Source organism: Streptomyces sp. HUAS TT7, assembly GCF_051550175.1.
Lineage (GTDB): Bacteria > Actinomycetota > Actinomycetes > Streptomycetales > Streptomycetaceae > Streptomyces.
This window is the reverse complement of sequence record NZ_CP196175.1, coordinates 755,074-773,284: the sequence shown is the minus strand read 5'-3', so window position 1 is coordinate 773,284 and position 18,211 is coordinate 755,074. Positions and strand designations below refer to the sequence as shown.

At 70.4% G+C, this 18,211-nt stretch carries 15 protein-coding genes; 6 read left to right on the top strand and 9 right to left on the bottom strand.

Going from position 1 to position 18,211, the window contains the following annotated elements; all coding sequences use genetic code 11:
* Positions 1 to 104 precede the first annotated feature (104 nt).
* Genes ACSHXC_RS03680 through ACSHXC_RS03670 form a run of 3 tightly spaced genes read left to right on the top strand, consistent with a single transcriptional unit; the run spans position 105 to position 4,482 of the window.
* Complete coding sequence (locus ACSHXC_RS03680) at positions 105 to 1,697, top strand: MFS transporter (RefSeq protein ID WP_438290138.1); 1,593 nt, start codon at positions 105 to 107, stop codon at positions 1,695 to 1,697.
* Positions 1,694 to 3,751: an MmgE/PrpD family protein gene (locus tag ACSHXC_RS03675; RefSeq protein ID WP_438290137.1), complete on the top strand. Its 2,058-nt coding sequence runs from the start codon at positions 1,694 to 1,696 to the stop codon at positions 3,749 to 3,751. Before ACSHXC_RS03680 ends, ACSHXC_RS03675 begins: the two co-directional genes overlap by 4 nt.
* Before the next feature lie 20 nt (positions 3,752 to 3,771).
* On the top strand, positions 3,772 to 4,482 hold the full coding sequence (locus tag ACSHXC_RS03670) for a hypothetical protein (protein WP_438290136.1): 711 nt from the start codon (positions 3,772 to 3,774) through the stop codon (positions 4,480 to 4,482).
* Between the two features lie 10 nt (positions 4,483 to 4,492).
* Here ACSHXC_RS03670 and ACSHXC_RS03665 read toward each other — a convergent pair whose 3' ends face one another.
* Genes ACSHXC_RS03665 through ACSHXC_RS03630 form a run of 8 tightly spaced genes read right to left on the bottom strand, consistent with a single transcriptional unit; the run spans position 4,493 to position 12,121 of the window.
* Positions 4,493 to 5,542 carry a fatty acid desaturase family protein gene (locus tag ACSHXC_RS03665; protein ID WP_438290135.1) on the bottom strand — a complete coding sequence of 350 codons (1,050 nt, stop codon included), beginning with the start codon at positions 5,540 to 5,542 and terminating at the stop codon, positions 4,493 to 4,495.
* A complete protein-coding gene (locus ACSHXC_RS03660; protein ID WP_438290134.1) occupies positions 5,539 to 6,513 on the bottom strand; it encodes a VlmB-like protein in 975 nt (324 codons plus the stop codon). The genes ACSHXC_RS03665 and ACSHXC_RS03660 overlap by 4 nt, the downstream gene beginning before the upstream one ends.
* Positions 6,514 to 6,518: 5 nt before the next feature.
* Positions 6,519 to 6,983, bottom strand: coding sequence for a flavin reductase family protein (locus ACSHXC_RS03655; RefSeq protein WP_438290133.1), 465 nt, complete (start codon positions 6,981 to 6,983; stop codon positions 6,519 to 6,521).
* A 14-nt stretch (positions 6,984 to 6,997) separates the two neighbouring features.
* Entirely contained in the window at positions 6,998 to 7,489 is a 492-nt protein-coding gene (locus ACSHXC_RS03650) for a hypothetical protein (RefSeq protein ID WP_438290132.1), read from the bottom strand.
* Entirely contained in the window at positions 7,489 to 8,007 is a 519-nt protein-coding gene (locus ACSHXC_RS03645; protein WP_438290131.1) for a type II toxin-antitoxin system RatA family toxin, read from the bottom strand. Before ACSHXC_RS03645 ends, ACSHXC_RS03650 begins: the two co-directional genes overlap by 1 nt.
* A 7-nt stretch (positions 8,008 to 8,014) precedes the next feature.
* The gene (locus ACSHXC_RS03640; protein ID WP_438290130.1) at positions 8,015 to 9,301 is read right to left on the bottom strand and encodes an aspartate aminotransferase family protein; all 1,287 of its coding nucleotides are present in this window, start codon (positions 9,299 to 9,301) and stop codon (positions 8,015 to 8,017) included.
* Between the two features lie 14 nt (positions 9,302 to 9,315).
* The gene (locus ACSHXC_RS03635) at positions 9,316 to 10,449 is read right to left on the bottom strand and encodes an acyl-CoA dehydrogenase family protein (protein ID WP_438290129.1); all 1,134 of its coding nucleotides are present in this window, start codon (positions 10,447 to 10,449) and stop codon (positions 9,316 to 9,318) included.
* A 10-nt stretch (positions 10,450 to 10,459) separates the two neighbouring features.
* Complete coding sequence (locus ACSHXC_RS03630; RefSeq protein ID WP_438296418.1) at positions 10,460 to 12,121, bottom strand: aldehyde dehydrogenase family protein; 1,662 nt, start codon at positions 12,119 to 12,121, stop codon at positions 10,460 to 10,462.
* A gap of 184 nt (positions 12,122 to 12,305) precedes the next feature.
* Here ACSHXC_RS03630 and ACSHXC_RS03625 point away from each other — a divergent pair, with 184 nt between their 5' ends.
* Positions 12,306 to 13,298: a bifunctional lysylphosphatidylglycerol flippase/synthetase MprF gene (locus tag ACSHXC_RS03625; RefSeq protein ID WP_438290128.1), complete on the top strand. Its 993-nt coding sequence runs from the start codon at positions 12,306 to 12,308 to the stop codon at positions 13,296 to 13,298.
* Positions 13,299 to 13,310: 12 nt separating this feature from the next.
* On the opposite strand, the gene ACSHXC_RS03620 is transcribed toward ACSHXC_RS03625, so the two are convergent.
* On the bottom strand, positions 13,311 to 14,048 hold the full coding sequence (locus ACSHXC_RS03620; RefSeq protein ID WP_438290127.1) for an AfsR/SARP family transcriptional regulator: 738 nt from the start codon (positions 14,046 to 14,048) through the stop codon (positions 13,311 to 13,313).
* A 451-nt stretch (positions 14,049 to 14,499) separates the two neighbouring features.
* On the opposite strand from ACSHXC_RS03620, the gene ACSHXC_RS03615 reads away from it, so the two are divergent.
* Complete coding sequence (locus ACSHXC_RS03615) at positions 14,500 to 15,054, top strand: hypothetical protein (RefSeq protein ID WP_438290126.1); 555 nt, start codon at positions 14,500 to 14,502, stop codon at positions 15,052 to 15,054.
* Positions 15,055 to 15,929: 875 nt separating this feature from the next.
* A complete protein-coding gene (locus ACSHXC_RS03610) occupies positions 15,930 to 18,122 on the top strand; it encodes a TIM-barrel domain-containing protein (protein ID WP_438296416.1) in 2,193 nt (730 codons plus the stop codon).
* The last annotated feature ends 89 nt before the right edge of the window (positions 18,123 to 18,211 follow it).

Here is an 18,211-nt window from a genome sequence, read left to right as displayed (position 1 = left end):
TCCTGGTGACTGACCGCCAGTCATTGCGCATTGACTGACTGACCGTCGGTCATTATGTTGCGAATGCCAGACCGTCCCCGGACCCCCTCACGTGAGGATCCGCAATGAGCGAGACCATCGGCGCCGGCACAGTAAAGGCCCCCAGGAAGGGGCTGCTGCTCGCCTTCCTCTGCTTCGGCGTGTTCATGGTGTACCTCGACGCCACGATCGTGAACGTGGCGTTGCCGAACATCCAGCACGAACTCGCCGCCGGAATAACCCAGTTGCAGTGGATCGTGGACGCCTACGCGCTCGCGTTCGCCTGCCTGCTGCTCACCTCGGGCACCCTCGGGGACATCCTCGGCCGCAAGAAGCTCTTCCTCGGCGGTCTCATCGGCTTCACCCTCAGCTCGGTGATGTGCGCGCTCGCCGGATCCATCGGCGTGCTGCTCGTGGGCCGGGCCCTCCAGGGCATCTGCGGCTCCGTCATGATCCCGGTGTCGCTCGCCCTGGTCTCCGCCGCCTACACCGAACCGGCCGCCCGGGCCAAGGCCATCGGCATCTGGGCGGGCATCGGCGGGGTCGCGCTCTCCGCCGGCCCCGTGGCCGGCGGAGTGCTCGTCGACCACGTCGGCTGGCAGAGCATCTTCTGGATCAACGTGCCCATCGGCGTGCTCGCCGCGCTCGTCCTCGCCCGGCTGCTCACCGAGAACCGCTCCCCGCGCACCCGCCAACTCGACCTGGTGGGACAGGCGTTGTTCATCGTCGCGATCGCCGCGCTCGCCTACGCGCTCATCGAGGGCAACAGCAGGGGCTGGGCCTCGGCGCTCATCGTCGGATCGTTCGCGCTCTCCGCGGTGACCCTGGTGATGTTCGTGTTCTGGGAACTGCGACAGCCCGACCCGATGCTCCCCCTGAAACTCTTCCGCAGCCCGGTCGTCGCGGTCGCCGGCGCCGTCAACTTCCTCAGTCTCTTCGGCCTGTTCGCCGCGATCTTCCTGCTGACCCTCGTCCTGCAGAGCCTCCAGGGGCTGAGCAGTGTGGAGACCGGCGTCCGCTTCCTCGCGCTGACCGTACCCATCATGATCGCCTCGTTCGCGGCGAGCGTGGTCGCGGCCCGGGCCGGCTCCCGCTGGCCCATCGTCGCCGGATCCGTCCTTTCCGCGGCCGGGCTCTACGGCCTGACCGCGCTGGACGTGGACACCGGCTTCGGCGGCTACTGGTGGGCCCTGGCGCTGCTCGGCGTCGGCGTCTCCTTCACCGGTGCCCCGGCCACGGTCGCCCTGCTCGGCTCGGTCCCGCCCGAGCAGGCGGGGACGGCCTCCGGTATCTCCAACACCTTCCGGCAGGTCGGCGCGGTGTTCGGGGTCGCGCTCGCCGGCGCCCTGCTGCTTCGCCACCTGCGGGACGCGCTGCCGGGAGCGCTCTCGGCGGCCCCCCTCCCGCAGCAGGTCCGCGACCGCGCGTACGACCAGCTCAGCGGCGGCGACCTGTCGCAGGCCGGGACGCTGCCACCCGGCGTGCGCGGCACGGTCATGGACGCCGTCAGCCCCGTCTTCATCGACGGCATGCACCTGGTGATGGAGGTCGCCGCCGCAGGCACGCTCGTGGGCGGCCTGTGTGCCCTGGTCTTCCTGCGCCGACGAGGCGGCGACGCCGTACCGAAGCAGGCCGAGGCGGGGCAGCCCGAGGCAGCCATGGGCCGGAGGCAGGGATGAGCGAGCCTTCATTGCTGGCTCAACTTGCCCTCTGGGCAAGCCAGTTGGACGTCGAGGATGCCCCGGAACGAGTCCACGCCCACCTCGGGAGCCAACTTCTCAGCCAGCTCGCCGCCGCCCGCGCCGGATACGGCCACCCGCTGGGTGCCAAGATCAGCCAGGCGTACGGGGGCCCTCTCCAGGGCGACCCCGAGCGCGCGGCGCACTCCCTGGCCATGGCCACCATCTGCCTGGACTTCGACGACACCGCGTACGCGGGCCACCTCTCCCACTCCTGCGTCAACGTCCCTCTCATGTATGCCGGGTCGCTCGGCCTCGACGGTCGGCGGCTCGCCACCGCGATCCTGGCGGCCAACGAATGCGCGGCCCGCATCACCGCCGCCGCCACGCTCGGCCCGTTCCGGGGCCAGACCGCCGGGCACACCCACCTCGCCGGTGCGGTGGCGGGCAGGCTGCGCGCCGAGGGCGCTCTCGCGGACACCTGGGTGAACGCGCTCGGCCTGGCCTTCACCACCCCCACCTGGACGCTCCCGCGCGGCTTCTTCACCACCGACGCCAAGCTGTACACGGCTGCCGTTCCGGTCCGTATCGGGCTCAGTGCCTGCGACGGCGCCAAGGCGGGGCTCGGCGGCCCGGCCGACGTCCTGGAACATCCCCAGGGCTTCCTGCACCGGTTCGCCGCGCTGCCGCTCCCCGAGGAAGCCGTGGGCGGGCTCGGCACGCTCTGGTACACCGAGACGCTCTCGTACAAGGTCTACCCCGGCAGCGCCTACCTCAGCGCGGCCATCGACTGCGCCGCTGAACTCCACGCAGAAGTAAGGGAGTTGACGGTCGACGACATCGCCGAAGTCGTGGTCGAGGGCTCTCTGTTCACCAGCGGCCTCGACCGGCTCACCCGTTCCGAGTCCGTCGGTCCCCACTCCAGCGTCGCCGCCCTGAACTTCTCCGTGTCCTACAACGTGGCGACCGCCCTGCTGACAGGTTCCTTGGAACCCGCCGACCTCGCGCAGCCCGACGTGGCCCGGCCGGAACGCTGGGCGCTCGCCGCGAAGGTACGGACCGTCCACGACCCCGCGCTGAGCCGCGCGGCGCTGCTCGCCACGGCCCCGCTGGGTCAGGCGCTGCGGCGCGCGGGGCAGCGCGCCGCGGGCTGGGCCGGGGCGGCCGGCCCAGAAGCCGTGGACGCGCTGCCACCCGACTGGCTGGCTCCGGCGGACGACTTCCGCTGGGCGACGAAGGACCTGGGCGCCCGGGTCACCGTACGGCTGCGCGACGGCCGCGAGCTCCGGGCCGGGCGCCGCACCGCCGTGGGCGCTGCGGGCAGCACGGACGGGCCGAGCCACGAGGAACTGGCCCGCCGCAAGTTCCTGCGGTGTGGAGGCAAGCCGGAAGTCGTCGAACTGGTGGGGAACCTCACGGAGTTGGATGCGCCGGGGGTTTCACGACTCGTCGAGCTGGCGCTGGGTGATCTGGGGGATGGGACGGCGAGCCGACGGGTTCAGGCTGTGCGGCCCGCGCCGACGAGCTCCGACATCAGGCCGGCGGACCCCCGGTCGACCCCGCTCCGCGAGCCCGAGGTCATGTGGGACACGACCGGCCTTGAGTCCGCGTACGACGGGCTGTTCCGTGCCGCGGCCTCCCGGACCGGCATCGACTCCGCAAGTGACGACGTCGACCGTACGCTCGCTCATCTCGCCCTCAGCGACCGCCTGTTGGCGGACGTCGCGCGGCAGGTGCTCGACGGGGCGGCGGCGCCGGAGCTCGACAATTCCGCGGCCACCGACCCCGCGGCGGTCGACGCGCTCGTCGCGGCGGCGGACCGGGCCGTCCTGGTCGAGCTGGTCCGGCGGAACGCGGCCGAGCTGGTCGGGCTGCTCGCCCGCACCCCGGACCGGTGCCGGGCCGCCGACGTACGGGTGCGGCTGGTGAACGGTGCCGGGGAGGAGTTGTTCAGCGGGTCCGTCCCGTGGGGAGAGATCGTTCGCATGCGGGCCGAGGAGCAGCTGCCGGGGCACGCTGCCCGGATCAACACCCTTGAGAAGAACACCGGTTGATCGATGAGCGAGGTAACGCCATGGAGGATCACGATCCGCAGGGCTCAGATCCGTACGGTCCCGATCCGCACGTGTTGCGACCGGGCGAGGCCGAGGAACTGCTCGCGGGGCTGCCGTGGCGGCGGGCCGTGGTGTTCGGCGGCTGCGAGGCGGGCCCCGTGCCGGTGGCCGTGGTCCGCGACCAGCGGGCGAAAGCCTGGCCCGAGCGGGTGGCCTGCCTGCTCAGGCAGGCCGGGCCGCCCGAACTCGCCTGTCTGTCCCTGCGCCCCCGGCGCGACCTGGTCCTGTCCGAGGTGCGGTCCCGGCAACTGGCGCAGGCGCTGGCCTTCGAAGCCGACCTCGCGGTACTGGCCTGCGGCGGCCCCGATCTGCGGGCCCGGAGCTTCGACCCCGATGTCGTGGAGTCCGAACTCAGCCGGATCCTGACGTCGTTGAAGGGGGCGACCTGCCGGGACGCGGCCGTGGTCAGCCCCTTCGACTGGTCCGGCTCCGGCCAGGTGGCCGACGCCCAGCGCGATCGCGTCCGCACCCGGCAGCGCCTTCTCGTCGAGCGCGTCACGGTGGTGACACTCCGTCATGGGGCCCTGCACATCGACCTGATGGCGTATGAGAAGGGCCTCGACTCCAAGCGGCTGTGGAGCACGCAGCCCGGCCGGCTCAACGGCCGAGGGCACGCCGTGGCCGCCGCGGCGGTCGTGCGCGCCCTGGCCGAACAGGCCCGAACCCCATGAAGCCCGCAGGCTACGGTGTGGCGGAGGTCGCCGTCCCCTCCAATGCGGCGACCTCCGCGCTGATGTCGCCCAGGTATCCGGAGACCTCCCGGTACGACGCGATGAGCGACACCTCGGCGTATGGCAGGCCGGCGCGCAGGCAGAACTCCTTCACCAGGGGCTGGGCGCGCCGCAGGCCCGTACGCGGCATCGACGGGAACAGATGGTGCTCGATCTGGTAGTTCAGGCCGCCGTAGAAGAAGTCGGTGACCCGGCCCGGGCGCAGGTTCCGCGAGGTGACCACCTGGCGGGTGAGCCAGTCCAGCTCCTCGCTCTCGCCGTCGCGCACCGGCAGGCCCTTGTGGTTGGGGGCGAAGAGGAGCCCCATGTAGAAGCCGAAGAGGAGCTGGTGCGCCAGGATGAACGCGACCGCCTTCACGGGTGACAGGACGTAGAAGACGGCGGCGAAGTAGGCCGCCAAGTGCAGGGTGAGCACGGCCAGTTCGGTCCTGCGGTACTTCTTCAGGGCGCCCCGCCGCGCGGCCACGTACCCGGACATGTGCAGCCGTACGCCCTCCAGCGTGATCAGGACGAAGAACATCCACGACTGGTGGCGGACGATGAAGCGGGCCGCCCGGCCGGTCCGCTGCTCGCGCTGGCCCGCGTCGAAGATGACCTGGCGGCGCAGGATGTCAGGATCCAGTTTCAGATGGTTCGGGTAGTTGTGGTGGGCGGTGTGGTGCCCCACCCACCAGCCGAAGCTCACCCCGGTCAACAGGTTGCCGTGGAAGTGGCCGAGCAGATCGGTGCCCCGGCGGGTGCGCACGATCTGCCGGTGGCCCGCGTCGTGCCCGATCAGGCCCGTCTGCCCGAAGCAGAACGCCAGATACGCGGCCACGGCCAGCTGCCACCAGCTGTCGCCCAGGATCGCGAAGAGTACCCAACCAGACGACAGGAGAAGGAAGTTGAACGGAATCTTCCAGGCGTAGTAGCCGGGACGGGTGTCCATCAGGCCGGCGTTCCGTACGATCCGGGTGACCTCGTCCAGCGTGCCGGACGGGGTGGGGACGGTGGTCGTCACAGTGCCTCCTGGAGACCCATGTACTCCAGGCGGCGGCGCTGCATGGCATCCGCCCAGCCGAGCGCGGTCGTCATACGCTCCTCGACATCGGTGTCCACCAGACGTCGGCCCGGCCAGATCTCGTAGTCGCCGGCAAGTTCGGCGTGCTTGCGCAGCCCCTCCTGGAACAGGGACTCGCGGCGGAAGATCATGTCCGTGGCGGGCAGCGAACCCCACAACTCCCTTCCCCGCGCGATCAGTTCGAGGATGTGGGTCTTGTCCTCGGGGTGGGCGAGAAGGTGTTCGCGGGCGATCGAGCTGCCCACCGTGAGATGCCGGATCTCGTCGATGGCGGCGCCCCGCTCGATGTCGGCGGCCGCCGGGTCGAAGATCCGCCACTTGCGCTCGCTGAGCTCCGCCGCGGGCGCGAGCACCCCTTCGACCAGGATGGTCAGGACGACCACGCCCCCGATGAAATCGCCCTCGTCGCGCAGCACCCGCAGCCCGAGCTCCTCCAGCGGCGCCAGAACCGCCTCGCGGTCCGCGCCGGCCAGCCGTTCCACCGTCGGCCACAGCTCGCGCTCGGTCACGCCGAGGGACATCAGATGCGAGCGGAACACCATCGAATGCCTGGCCTCGTCGAGGAGTTGGGTGGCGTAGAACTCCATGCTGTCGATGTCGGGTGCGAGCGCCACCAGATAGGAGATCGCCCGGGTCGCCTTCTCCTCCGCGATCGAGCGGAACGCCAGCTCCTGGGTGAGGGCGTCGTTCAGCGGGCCCGGCTCGCTGGTCACCGCCAGCGGGCGGACGTCGTCGGCGTGGCCCAGTTCCTGGCCGCGCAGGGTGCCCTGCGGGACGGCCCGCAGCCAGTACCGCAGATCGCAGTCGGCGGCCGTCAGCTCCAGCTGCATCGCCCCGTCCACTAGGGACGGCGCCCGCTCCCAGTCGGCCTCGGCGGGAATCGCGGGCAGGCCGCTCTCCAAGTTGGTCATCGGATTCAGCTCCTGGTGTCGATGTTGAGCAGGGGAGTGCCGCTGCCGAGGTACGAGCCGAGCACGCGGGCGATGAGCAGTTCGTGGTCGCCGACGGGCACCGTCCGTTCGATCCGGCACTCAAGACGCCCGACCGTTCCGGCCAGCAGCGGCACCCCGTCGGCGGTGTACGACTCCCACGCCGACTGGGCCTCCGGGCCGAACAGGGCGAGCCCGTCGCTGCGGTCCTTGCGTGCGAAGTACCGTGCAAGCGGGGCCTGTTGGGCCGAGAGGCCGTTGACCACGAATCGGCCCGCGGTGAGCAGTGCGCCGAGCCCCCGGCTGCCCCGGCGCAGCGCCACCGAGACCATCGGCGGGTGGACCGAGGCCACGGACAGGGTGCTGACCGTGACCCCGTGTGCCCGGTCCGCCGCCCCGCAGGTCAGCACGGACACCCCCGACGCGAACCGCCAGCCCGTACGGGTGGACACGCTCCCCGGCGCCGTCATGACGGCCTCGCGTCGAGGCGTACCGCGTGGTGCTTGCGGCCCGTGGTTCCGGCCGTGTACTCGCTGCTGAAGCGCTGGTACGCGGGGTGCGCCACGGGTTCGAAGCTCACGCCGAACGGCTTCAGGAAGTTCCCGAAGATCGCCCGGTCCCCGAACAGATGGATGGGGAGCGCGAGCAGTGCCCACTCGGCGCCGAACAGCCAGATCCACGCCAGTGCCACCAGCGTCTGCGTGGCCAGGCTGTGCATCACGTTGTAGAGCACGTAATAGGCCTGCGGGATACGGCCGTTGGGGCTGCGGTGATGGGCGATCGCCCCCGGGATGTAGCCGATCAGGTCGATGTACACGAACAGCCCGGCCGCCACCCCCCATCGCACCTCGCCGAGGTGGGCGAGGAGCAGCCCGGCGGCCACCGCGAGCCCGACCGCGTACTCGAGCCGGACGAGGCGATAGGTGACCGGCGTCTCGAAGAGGTTCTTCGCGTCCATCAGGCGGCCGCTCCGGGGACGTCCCGGTGGGGCGCGTCCGCGGCGGCCCGGGCGACCGAGCGCGCCACCGGGTCGTCCCCGACCACATGGGCCCGCTCGAAGAGACTGGTGACGACCACGCCGATGGTCTCCTTCAGGACCCGTGCCGCGACCGGGTCGAGAATGCCCGCGAGGCTCGGAATGCCGAAGTCGAACTCGGCCGCGAAGTCCACCAGGCACCCGTCGCCGTCCGGCGTCACCGACCACGTGCCGGTGAACTCGGCGAAGTCGCCTTCCAGTTGACGGAAGGAGATCCGCAGCTTCGCCTCGTCGAACCGGTCGGTCTCCGTCCAGCGCAGGATGCCGTTGCGGAAGTACACCTCCCAGTCGCTGTGGATCTCCTCGTCCGTCACCTCACGGACCGTCACGGACCGTACGACCGGGGTGAGTTCCGGGTAGCGGGCGTAGTCCTTGATGCGGTCGTAGGCCGAGTTGGGGCAGACCGCCTCGACGCGGACCTTCAGTTGCGTGCTGCGCATGGTTGTCTCAGCCACTTTCACAGGTCGGTGTGTAGCGGGCGGCCTGGGCCCGGCAGGCCCGGTCCACCGCCTCGTACAGGAAGTCCAGATCGCCGCGGGTCAGGACCGCGGGCGGGGTGAAGCGCAGGACGAGATGGGAGTTGAGGGAGTGGTTGGCGATGACGCCGTGCTGGATCAGCTCGATCAGCAGGTCGCCCGCCGGGCCGGGCTCGGTGAACTCGATGCCCAGCATCAGCCCCCGCCCGCGCACCTCGCGCACGGCCGTTCCGTAGTGGCCGCGCACGATCCGGCCGACGACCCGCAGGATCTCGTCGCCGAGCACCCGCGCCCGCCCCACCAGGTTGTCCTCGCGCAGCGCAGCGATCGCGCCACGCGCGGCGGCCATCGCGAGCGGCGCGCCGGAAAACGTCGAGGTGTGCAGATACGGGTCTCGGTCGAAGGCGCCGAACACCTCGGGTGTCGCGAGCACCGCGGACACCGGGACCACGCCGCCGCTGAGCCCCTTGCCGACGAGCAGCAGATCGGGGCGCACCCCCTCGGGGCCGCAGCCCCACCAGGTGCCGAGCCGGCCGAGACCGGTCTGGATCTCGTCGACGGCGAGCAGCGCCCCGTACTCGCGGCACGCGTTCTCGACCGCGCCCAGATAGCCGGGCGGCGCAATGACGACCCCCGCCTCGCCCTGTACGGGTTCGACGAAGACGCAGGCCTCGCCCGGGCAGGCCGCGAGTTCCTTGCGCAGGGCCTCCACATCCCCGTACGGCACATGCGTGACCGACGGGAGCAGTGGGCGGAAGGGGTCCTGGAAGACGTCCTTGCCGGTGAGGCTGAGCGCGCCCATCGTCTTGCCGTGGTAGCCGTCCGCCATCGCGATGAGCCGGGTCCTGCCGCGCGTGCGAGCCACCTTGATCGCGGCCTCCACCGCCTCGGCGCCCGAGCCCGCGAAGTGCACCCGCTCCAGGCCGGGCGGGGCGACGGACACCAGGGCGTCGGCGGCGAGGGCGATCTGCGGCTCCATGAAGAGCCGGGTCGCCACCGGATGCTGCTCCAGCTGCTCCCGTACGTGGCGCATCACCGTGGGGTGCTTCGCGCCGGTGATGAAGACGCCGTAGCCCCCGCAGTTCAGGAACCTGCGCCCCTCGGCCGTGGTGACCCACGCCCCCTCGGACGCCACCTCCACATGGCCGCCGAACATCTCGCCGAGCATCGCCCGGCCCTTGCTGAGCCGGGCCCGGTACAGGCGGCCGAGGTCGTCCCGGTCGGGCAGCTCCTTGACCGGCGTCGTCGTGACCGTCATGGTGTCCACCCCCTTCAGGCCAGCCGCAGCGGGTGGCCGTCGACATGGTCGAGGAAGGGCGCCGCGAAGCTCGCCCGCGACGGCGGGTGGAAGGCGAGGCCGTGCGAGACCGCGGCGAGGTAGGCGACGTCGGACGAGCCGATGAACGCCATGCCGCCGAGCATCTCCACCGCCCGCCGCACCGCCACGCCGAGCGCGTCCTGCGCCGCGTACCGGGCCACCAGCGTCTTGGCGAGCGCCTCGTTGCCGTGCTCGCCGTCCCCGAGCATCCGGGCCACACCCTCCAGGAGCAGGCCCGCGCTCTCGTACGTCATGAACAGCTCGGCCCGGTCGGAGACGCTGCCCCGGCCCGCGGCGTGCGCCCGCTCCACCAGGGCGCCGGTCATGCCCAGGTACGAGGCCGAGATCAGCAGCTCGAACCAGATGAAGCCGATGGTCTGGAGCTCGTCCAGCTCGCCCTCGTCGCCCAACTCCGGCCGTACGACGAGCTGTTCGTCCACGAAGGCGTCCGTGAGCCGCACCTCTTCGCTCTCCGCTCCAGCCAGCGCCCAGCTCTTCCAGAACGGGTGGACGGTGATGCCCGGGGTGCCGCGCGGCACCAGGAGCACCGCCATCTCGGTGCCGGAATCGGTGGGCAGTGCCACGGACGCGGTGAGCAGATCCATGGAGTGCGCCAGGCTGCAGGGTTTCTTCGCACCGTTGATGAGATAGCCGCCCTCGGCCTTCGCCGCGGTCATGGTCGGCGACAGGATGCCCTGTCCGGGCCGCCCCTCGGCGAAGCCCGACGAGACCAGGAGGCCCTGTTCGGCGATGCCTTCGAGCAGCGCCCACTCCATGCCGCTGCTCTTGATGCTGTCGGCGAGCGTGAACAGGGTCGCCACCGAGAAGTGGTGCATGGTCGTGCCCACGGCCAACGACGGCGAGGCCGCCGCGATCGCCCGCACCACGGCGAGTGCCTCCAGCGGTGTGGCACCGCTGCCCTGGTAAGCCTCCGGGATCACCAGACCCGGGCCCCTGCACGCCTTGAAGTGGGCGAGGGCCGGGCTGCCCGGCGCCTCAAGTTCGCTCAGCGGGATGTCGGCGAGCTTGCCGAGCAGCCCGGGCAGGAATCGCTCGCAGACCTCCGCGGCCCGTTGTGTCGAACGCATCGGAACCTCCTCAGGCCGCACTGCTGCCGGTGCCGAACACGGCGTCGCGCGGCCGGATCCCGCCGGGTGCGACACTCACGCCCTGCACATGGGTGGTGCGCAGCATCGGATAGTTGGCCTCGCCGAACACGCCGCCGGTCAGACCGGTACCGCCGTGCGAGGGCAGATAGGGCAGGAAGCCGATGTGCGAGTCGTTGACCTTGAGCAGCCCGCCCTCGGTGACCCGGCCCACGAACCGGTCGATGACCGCGCGGTCCTTGGCCCACAGCGAGTTGCGCAGGCCGTACCAGTTGGTGTTCACGAAGTCGATGAACGACGCCAACAGCTCGTCGTCCTCGGCCTGTTCGGCCACGACGACCGGGAGCAGCGGGAAGAACGTCTCGTGCCGCACCGCCTGCACCCGCCGCGCCTGGGCGAGCCCGTTCACGCGGACGACGGTCGGTTCCAGGAAGATGCCGTTCGCGTCCCGCGTCCCGTCGATCTGCATGGCATGGCCGCCGCAGACCAGCTCGGCGCCGTGCGCCAGAGCGTCGTCGAGGCACTCGAAGAACTTCTCGTTGCGCAGCACCGGGGTGAGCAGCACCCCCTCGTCCGCCGCGCGGCCGGGCCTGATCCGCTGGGCCTGGCGGGCCAGTTCGGCCACCAGCCGGTCGGCGACGTCGGGGTGGGCCACGACCTGGTTGGGAATCATGCAGAGCTGGCCGGAACCGTAGAAACCTTCGGTGAGCGCCTCGGCGGCGAGTTCGACATCGGCGTCCTTCCAGACCGTCACGATGTCATTGCCGGCGAGTTCGAGAATCGGCTTCTTTCCGGCGGCGATGCACCGCTCCTGGAACCGGATGCCGCTCTCGCTGCTGCCGAAATACATGATGTCGTCGACATGCTCACTGGCCAGCCAGGAGTTCAGCATCGGCCCCGGGTCCCCGCACACCACCCCGAGCGTGCCGGGCGGCGCGCCCACCTCGTCGAGGACGGGGGCGACCAGTTCCTGCAGGGCGTACATCACGCCGAGCGGCCCGCTGCGCGGCGCCCGCACCACCAGGGCATTCCCCGCGAAGACCGAGTACACGCCGAGCAGGGCGCTGGCCATCGGCGCGTTCTGCGGCGGGTTGAGGCACACCACCCCGTCCGGCCTGCGCCGCACGGAGATCTCACGCACCCCGTGCCGGAACTCCTGGATCATCTGCGAGTGGTAGAAGCCGATCGACTCCGGGCTCCAGCACTGCAGCATCCCGGACACCTCCCACCGGGCAAGCGCCAGCGGGTGGCCCTCCTGGACGAGCACCTCGATGATCTCGTCGGTGCGCTCGGCGATGCGTTCGCGCAGCAGGGTGCAGACCTGGTCGAGGCGTAGCTCCAGTGGCGTCGCACCCCACTCGGCGGCGGCGCCCGCGGCCGCTTCGAGTGCCTCCTCGACCGTGTCGGCGGAGGCCTTGGCCACGCGGGCGACGATCGAGCCGGGCAGCGGCCCGATCGGCGTCCAGCCCTTCTCCAGCTTCCGCTTGAGCGTGAGACTCGTGAACGCGTCGTCGAGGAGAGCCGCCGAGTCGACGACGTACACCCACTCCTCACCCGGCACGCTCTTCCCCGCCACGTACGAGCCGTAGGAGCGCGCCCCCTGGGCGAGCAGCACGTCGTCGGGATGCAGCAGCGCACGCGATTTCGCTGATATTCCGGTCACGCAAGGCCCCCGTTTATGTCCGCCCCGCACTGCGCGGCGGAATTGCTTGAATGTTTCGCCGTAAATTTTTCAGCCCTGGCTGAGAAGCACCTGAGACGGCACTGAGACGGTGGCTTCAGAGAATTCGACACGGCACGGTGGGACGATTCGCCGGACGACCAGCGGAGGAGCTTCGATGACCGGTCATGTCCTCGCCATTGACAGCGTTCTGCATCAACTGCAGGACTACGCGGACAATCCCAGCGCGTTTCTGGCGATGAACACGGGAAACGAGTACTTCACCGTGCCCGGCAGTGCGGGTGTGATCGCCTATCGGAGTGCGGGGAAGTATCTGATGCAGTTCGGCGGAGTGTTCGCGCCGGAGCATGCGCGGGAGGAACTCCTGCGCGGATTCCTCGATTTCGCGCAGGCGCGCCGGAGCACGGTGGCAGCCGTCCAGTTGCAGAGCGAGGACGTCGCTCTCTACGCGCGCTGCGGATTCACCGTGAATCAGGTCGGTGCCTCCTACTCCCTGCACCTGCCCGAATTCGGGCTCAAGGGCTCGCGGTTCGTGAAACTGCGCAACAAGGTGTCGCGGGCGCGCCGCAGCGGCCTAGAGGTGGCCGAAGTGCCGTACGAGCACATCGCCGAGGACGTGCGGACCATCGACCGGCAGTGGCTGCGCGGCAAGGGGCGCCACGTCAAGGAGATCGAGTTCCTCGTGGGCCAGCTCGGCGGTTCCGGACAGGTGCACCGCCGGCTGTTCGCCGGCCGGATCGGCGGCGAACTCGTCGCCTACATCTCGTACTCGCCGGCCTTCGGCAAGCGCGCCGGCCTGCTGCACGACCTCAGCCGCCGGCTGCCGGGAACCGCGCCGGGCGTCCTGGAGGCGATCAATCTGACGGCCGTGGAGGCCTTCCGCGCGGAGGGCGCCGAGTGGCTGCACCTCGGGTTCACCCCGTTCACCGGACTCACGCCCGAGCGCGAGGCGCCCTCCGCCAGCCGGCCCACGGCCTGGTTCCTGCGGCAGCTCGCGGCTCACGGCGAGAAGGTGTACCCCGCCGCGAGCCAGCTGGCGTACAAGGAGAAATGGGCGCCACACCTGGTCCTGCCCGAGTATCTGGCCTTCCAGGGAAGGGCCAGGGCGGGCGCCGTCTGGCAGCTGCTGCGGGTCACCAACTCCCTTTGAAGTAGGGTGTGTTCAGCGTCCGGCGGGCACCGGCTCCTGGCGCAGGATGCCCTGGAACCTGGCGCGCAGCGCCTCGCCGGGCTCCAGACCCAGGTGGTGCGAGAGCCGCTGCCGGGTGCGGTGGTAGGCGTCGAGGGCCTCGGCCTGGCGGCCCGAGCGGTACAGCGCGGTGATCAGCTGCTCGCAGAACCGCTCCCGCAGCGGGTACTGGGCGTGCAACTGCTGGAGTTCCGTGATGACTTCACGGTGCAGGCCGCGGGCGAGCTCGGCGTCGAAGAGGTGCTCGTACGCGGTGAGCCTGATCTCGGTGAGCCGGGTGTACGCCATGCGGCTGATCAGCCCCTGCCCGGCGTCGAGCAGCGCGGGCCCGCGCCACAGCGAGAGCGCCTCGGTGAGCAGCCGCACCGAGCGGTCCGGGTCGCTCCGGCCGAGCGCGGTCGCCTCGCGGACCAGTGACTCGAACAGCGAGGCGTCCACGTCGCTCTCCGGGAGTGCGAGGGCGTAGCCGAAGCCGGACGTGCGGATCAGTTCCCGCAGACCGTTGTGGCCCGTACGGGATTCGATGACACGGCGGAGCCGGGCCACATGACCCTGCAGGGAGTTCTCGGCGTTGCGCGGGAGTTCCTCTCCCCACAGTTCGTCGATGAGGTCGTTTCGGGATACCGGACGGTTGGGCGAAAGGGCGAGTGCCGCCACGATCGCCCTGAGTTTTTCGCCGGGAATCTTGAACGTGATGTGTCCATCGGTCAATTCAAGGGACCCGAGCAGGCGAACTTTCAACGTGCTTCCCCCGTGCTGCGTGCAAAAAACGGAATCCACGACGACAGGCCGTGCGGGCCCGGCGAGTGGATCAGGTGTGCCCGGCGAATCGACCGGGCCGCGGATCGGCGGAATGATCGGCGTTCTTCGCCGTCGATCTCTCGCCCATCGCTCCCAAGAGCAGTGCTCTACCCCCGTAGAGAACATGGAGGAAGACTATTTCGCCCTGCTATAAGGGTCAACGTCCCGGAAGATAACGGTGAGTTGACAGCGGGTCGTCCGATGTCGCGTGGTGATCCGCGCCCGGAGGGAGCGCCGCAGGTGGCGGGGGCCTGCGGACAACCGGCAGGTGACGGCCTGTGAGGGGACTCACGTCGAGGTGTGTCGCGGCCGTGACCTGGATGGAACACCGTAACGGGGGAAGCGATTACGATCCGGGCTCATGAGCACCTCGGATCAGGAACAAGCGGTGGACGCGACCCCGAAAGCGCGGGGAGCGTCCCGCGCGGCGGACGCGACGGTAGTGAACCAGGCCCCTGGTCGGCCCACGGCCGAGCGGGCACCGCAGGGGCGGGGCGCGGAATCCGCCGACGCCGCCGAGGATGCGAAGGCCGCCGGGGATGCCGGGGGCGATGCGCCCTCCGCATCCTCCGAGCAGCCCCGGAGTCCTCAGCCGGCCGATCCTGCCGGGGACTTGGAGGACCCCGAGCTCACCGCTGCCGCCGACGAGCCCGAGCGGCACGGCATGGCCCCGCGGCAGGCGCGGCGCATCCGCATGGTCGCCGCCGGAGTGCTCATGGCGGCAATGGGGGTGATCCTCGTCGTGCGGCTTGCTACGCGGTCCTCCGTGCTCGTCGTCGGCGTGTACGGGCTCGCGCTGATCCTGTGTGGCGTGGTCATCGAGCTGAGCCGCAATGGGCGTACCCGGCTTGGTTCCTGGCTCCTCGTGGTGGGCCTCGCCGCGGCGCTCGGGATGGACTGGTTCGTCCTGCCGTGACGGCCTGCGCCGGCCCCGGCCCGCCCGCCTTCGCAGGGGGCCGGGGCCGGTGACGTGCGGCGAGGGGAGCCGCCCGGTGTTGTCGACGTGGGCGACGAGCACGGCCAGTGCCATGCCGAACGCGAAGAACCCCACATGGCGGAAGCCTGTCGGTCGGGGTGTGGCGAGGTGTCAGCGCCTGCTCGGGCGCGGGTTGTGATCGGCCGGTTCTGCGCCGTCCTCGCGTCGGCCGTGTCGCGAAACTGCTCTTTCTGTAGGACGGTTGAGCACCTCAAGCGCCCCAGGCGTTGACATGTACCCGGCCCACGGTGAATCTTGATGCTCGAAACTCCACTGTTCCAAGCATGAACGCGCACGCCGCGCCCGGCTGTTGCTCGGTACGAACGGAGAACGAACCCTTGCGGACCCCCTGGCATCGCTCCCACCCGCCCCGAAGGCCCGCCGTCGCCGTGTTCGCGGCGCTCGCGCTCGGCCTCACCGCCCTGGCCGTCCCCGCCGCCCACGCCGAGGCCGCGACGCCGCCCGGCGGCGTCCTGGACAGCGGCACGAAGTCCCTGACCTGGCAGAGCCCGGTCTACGAGAAGGGCACGGTCGGCTCGCCCGACAAGTGCCCGCCGCCCGCGCAGGACCCGGACGGCGCCGTCTGTGCCCGCTTCGACCTGACCGTGAAGCCCCCGGCCGGCCAGTGGGACGACAACCCGGAGGGCGGTGTGCCCGTGTCCATCCAATGGGCCACCCCCACCGACGACTTCGACTTGTACATCTACGACGACGCGGGTAAGCAGGTCGCCTCCAGCGCGGGCACCGCCGACCCCGAGGCGACCGTCATCCCCAAGGCGTCGGGCACGTACCACGTGGTCGTCGTCCCGTACGACGTGCACCACAACTCGTTCACGGGCAAGGCGTATCTGCCGGAGCCGGCCGACGCCGGGAACCTCACGTCCTTCGGCGGCAAGGACGGCACCTACGACATCGCCGCGGGGGCGCTCAAGGCTCGCGCCGACTTCCTCGCCGACGACACGCTGCGGCTGCGCGCCGCCCCGGACGGGACCTTCACCGACCCGCCCGGCAGCCGCATGATCCAGACGGAGCCGAAGCCGCAGAGGGACACCAGGTCCTTCGACGCGGGCGCCTATTACGGGGTGCGTAGCAAGGACGTCGTCCTGCGCGTCTACAAGAAGCCGCTCCGCTTCGCCCTCTACAAGGGCGACGACAAGACCGTGATCTGGTCCGAGGCCGACCCGCTGCGTTGGACCTCCGGCGGCATGCGGCAGAGCCTGACCCGCGGCGCCGACGAGCAGTTCTTCGGCGGCGGCGAGCAGAACGGAAGCTTCTCGCACCGCGACCAAGTGATGAACGTGGGCAACAACACCAACTGGAACGAGGGCGGCTGGAACAACTCCCAGCCCTTCTACATCTCCTCCGCCGGATACGGCGTGTTCCGCAACACCTTCACGCCGGGCGTGTACGACTTCGGGCCGCGGGTGCGCACCGGACAGCAGGAACGGCGTCTGGACGCCTACTACTTCACCGGCGACGTGAAATCCGTGATCGGCAAGTACACCTCGCTGGTCGGCAAGCCGTTCATGCCGCCGGTGTACGGACTCGAACCGGGCGACTCCGACTGCTATCTGCACAACGCCAACCGGGGCGAGCGGCACACCCTGGACGCGCTCAAGGTCGCCGACGGCTACACGCAGAACCAGATGCCGCTCGGCTGGATGCTCGTCAACGACGGCTACGGCTGCGGCTACGAGAACCTCGCCGAGACCGGCAAGGGCCTCCAGGCGCACAACGCCCAGCTCGGCCTGTGGACCCAGGACGGCCTCGACAAGCTCGCCGACCAGGTCAAGGCGGGCCAGCGGGTCGCGAAACTCGACGTGGCCTGGGTCGGCAACGGCTACGGCTTCGCCCTGAACGCCTGCGACCAGGCGAAGGCCGGCATCGAGGACAACAGCGACGCGCGCGGCTTCGTGTGGCTGCCCGTCTCCTGGTCCGGCGCACAGCGCTGCGGCGTCCTGTGGAGCGGCGACCAGAAGCTCAGCTGGGACTACCTGCGCTGGCAGATCCCCACCTACGCGGGCGCCACGCTCTCCGGCATCGCGTACAACACGGGCGACGTCGGCAGCATCTTCGGCCACGACCCGAAGATGTACACCCGCGACCTCCAGTGGAAGGCGTTCCTGCCCGCCATCATGACGATGGACGGCTGGGCCAAGGACCTCACCACCGGCAAGGCCGCCGACCAGCAGCCCTGGCTCGACGGCGAGCCGTACGCCTCCATCAACCGCAAGTACCTCCAGCTGAAGGAGCGGCTCATCCCGTACATGTACGGGCTCTCCAAGGACGCCACGAAGACCGGCGTCGGCGCGGTCCGCCCGCTCTCCCTGGAGTACCCGGACGACCCGGGCACCCTCGGCGCGAACGCCAAGTACGAGTTCCTGGCCGGGCCCGACTTCCTGGTCGCCCCCGTCTACAGCGACACCAGCGTCCGCAACGGCATCTATCTGCCCAAGGGCACCTGGACCGACTACTGGACCGGCAAGACCTACCAGGGCCCCACGACCATCGACAATTACGCGGCCCCGCTCGACACCCTCCCGCTGTTCGTGAAGGGCGGCTCGATCGTGCCGATGTGGCCCAAGGGCACCACGTCCTGGCAGACCAGGGACAAGGGCGAGCTCGACTACGACATCTACCCGCAGCTCGGCACGTCCTCCTACACGCTGTACGAGGACGACGGCGTCACCCGGCAGTTCGCCCAGGGCGCTTCGGCCACCCAGCGGGTCCAGGTCACCTCGGCCGGGCGTGCCTCGGTCGTCAACGTCGGTGCCAGCGTCGGCAGTTACCAGGGCAAGCCGTCCACCCGCTCGTACCGCCTCACCGTCCACACCAAGGCGGCTCCCTCGGTCGTCGCCCTCGGTGGGAACCGGCTGCACCGGTACGGCTCCGCGGCGGAGCTCGCCGCGGCGGGCTCGGGCTGGTACGTCGATGCCGCGACCGGCGTGACGGAGGTGAAGACGCCGTCGCAGTCGACCGGCCACGGCTTCTCCGTCGAGATCGCGTGACCTGATCGTCCGCCACCGGGTCGGGGGCCGTGCCGTGAGCCGTCCGGTGCGGCCCCTCCGCACGTGCGGAGGGGAGGCTGGGGCAAGAT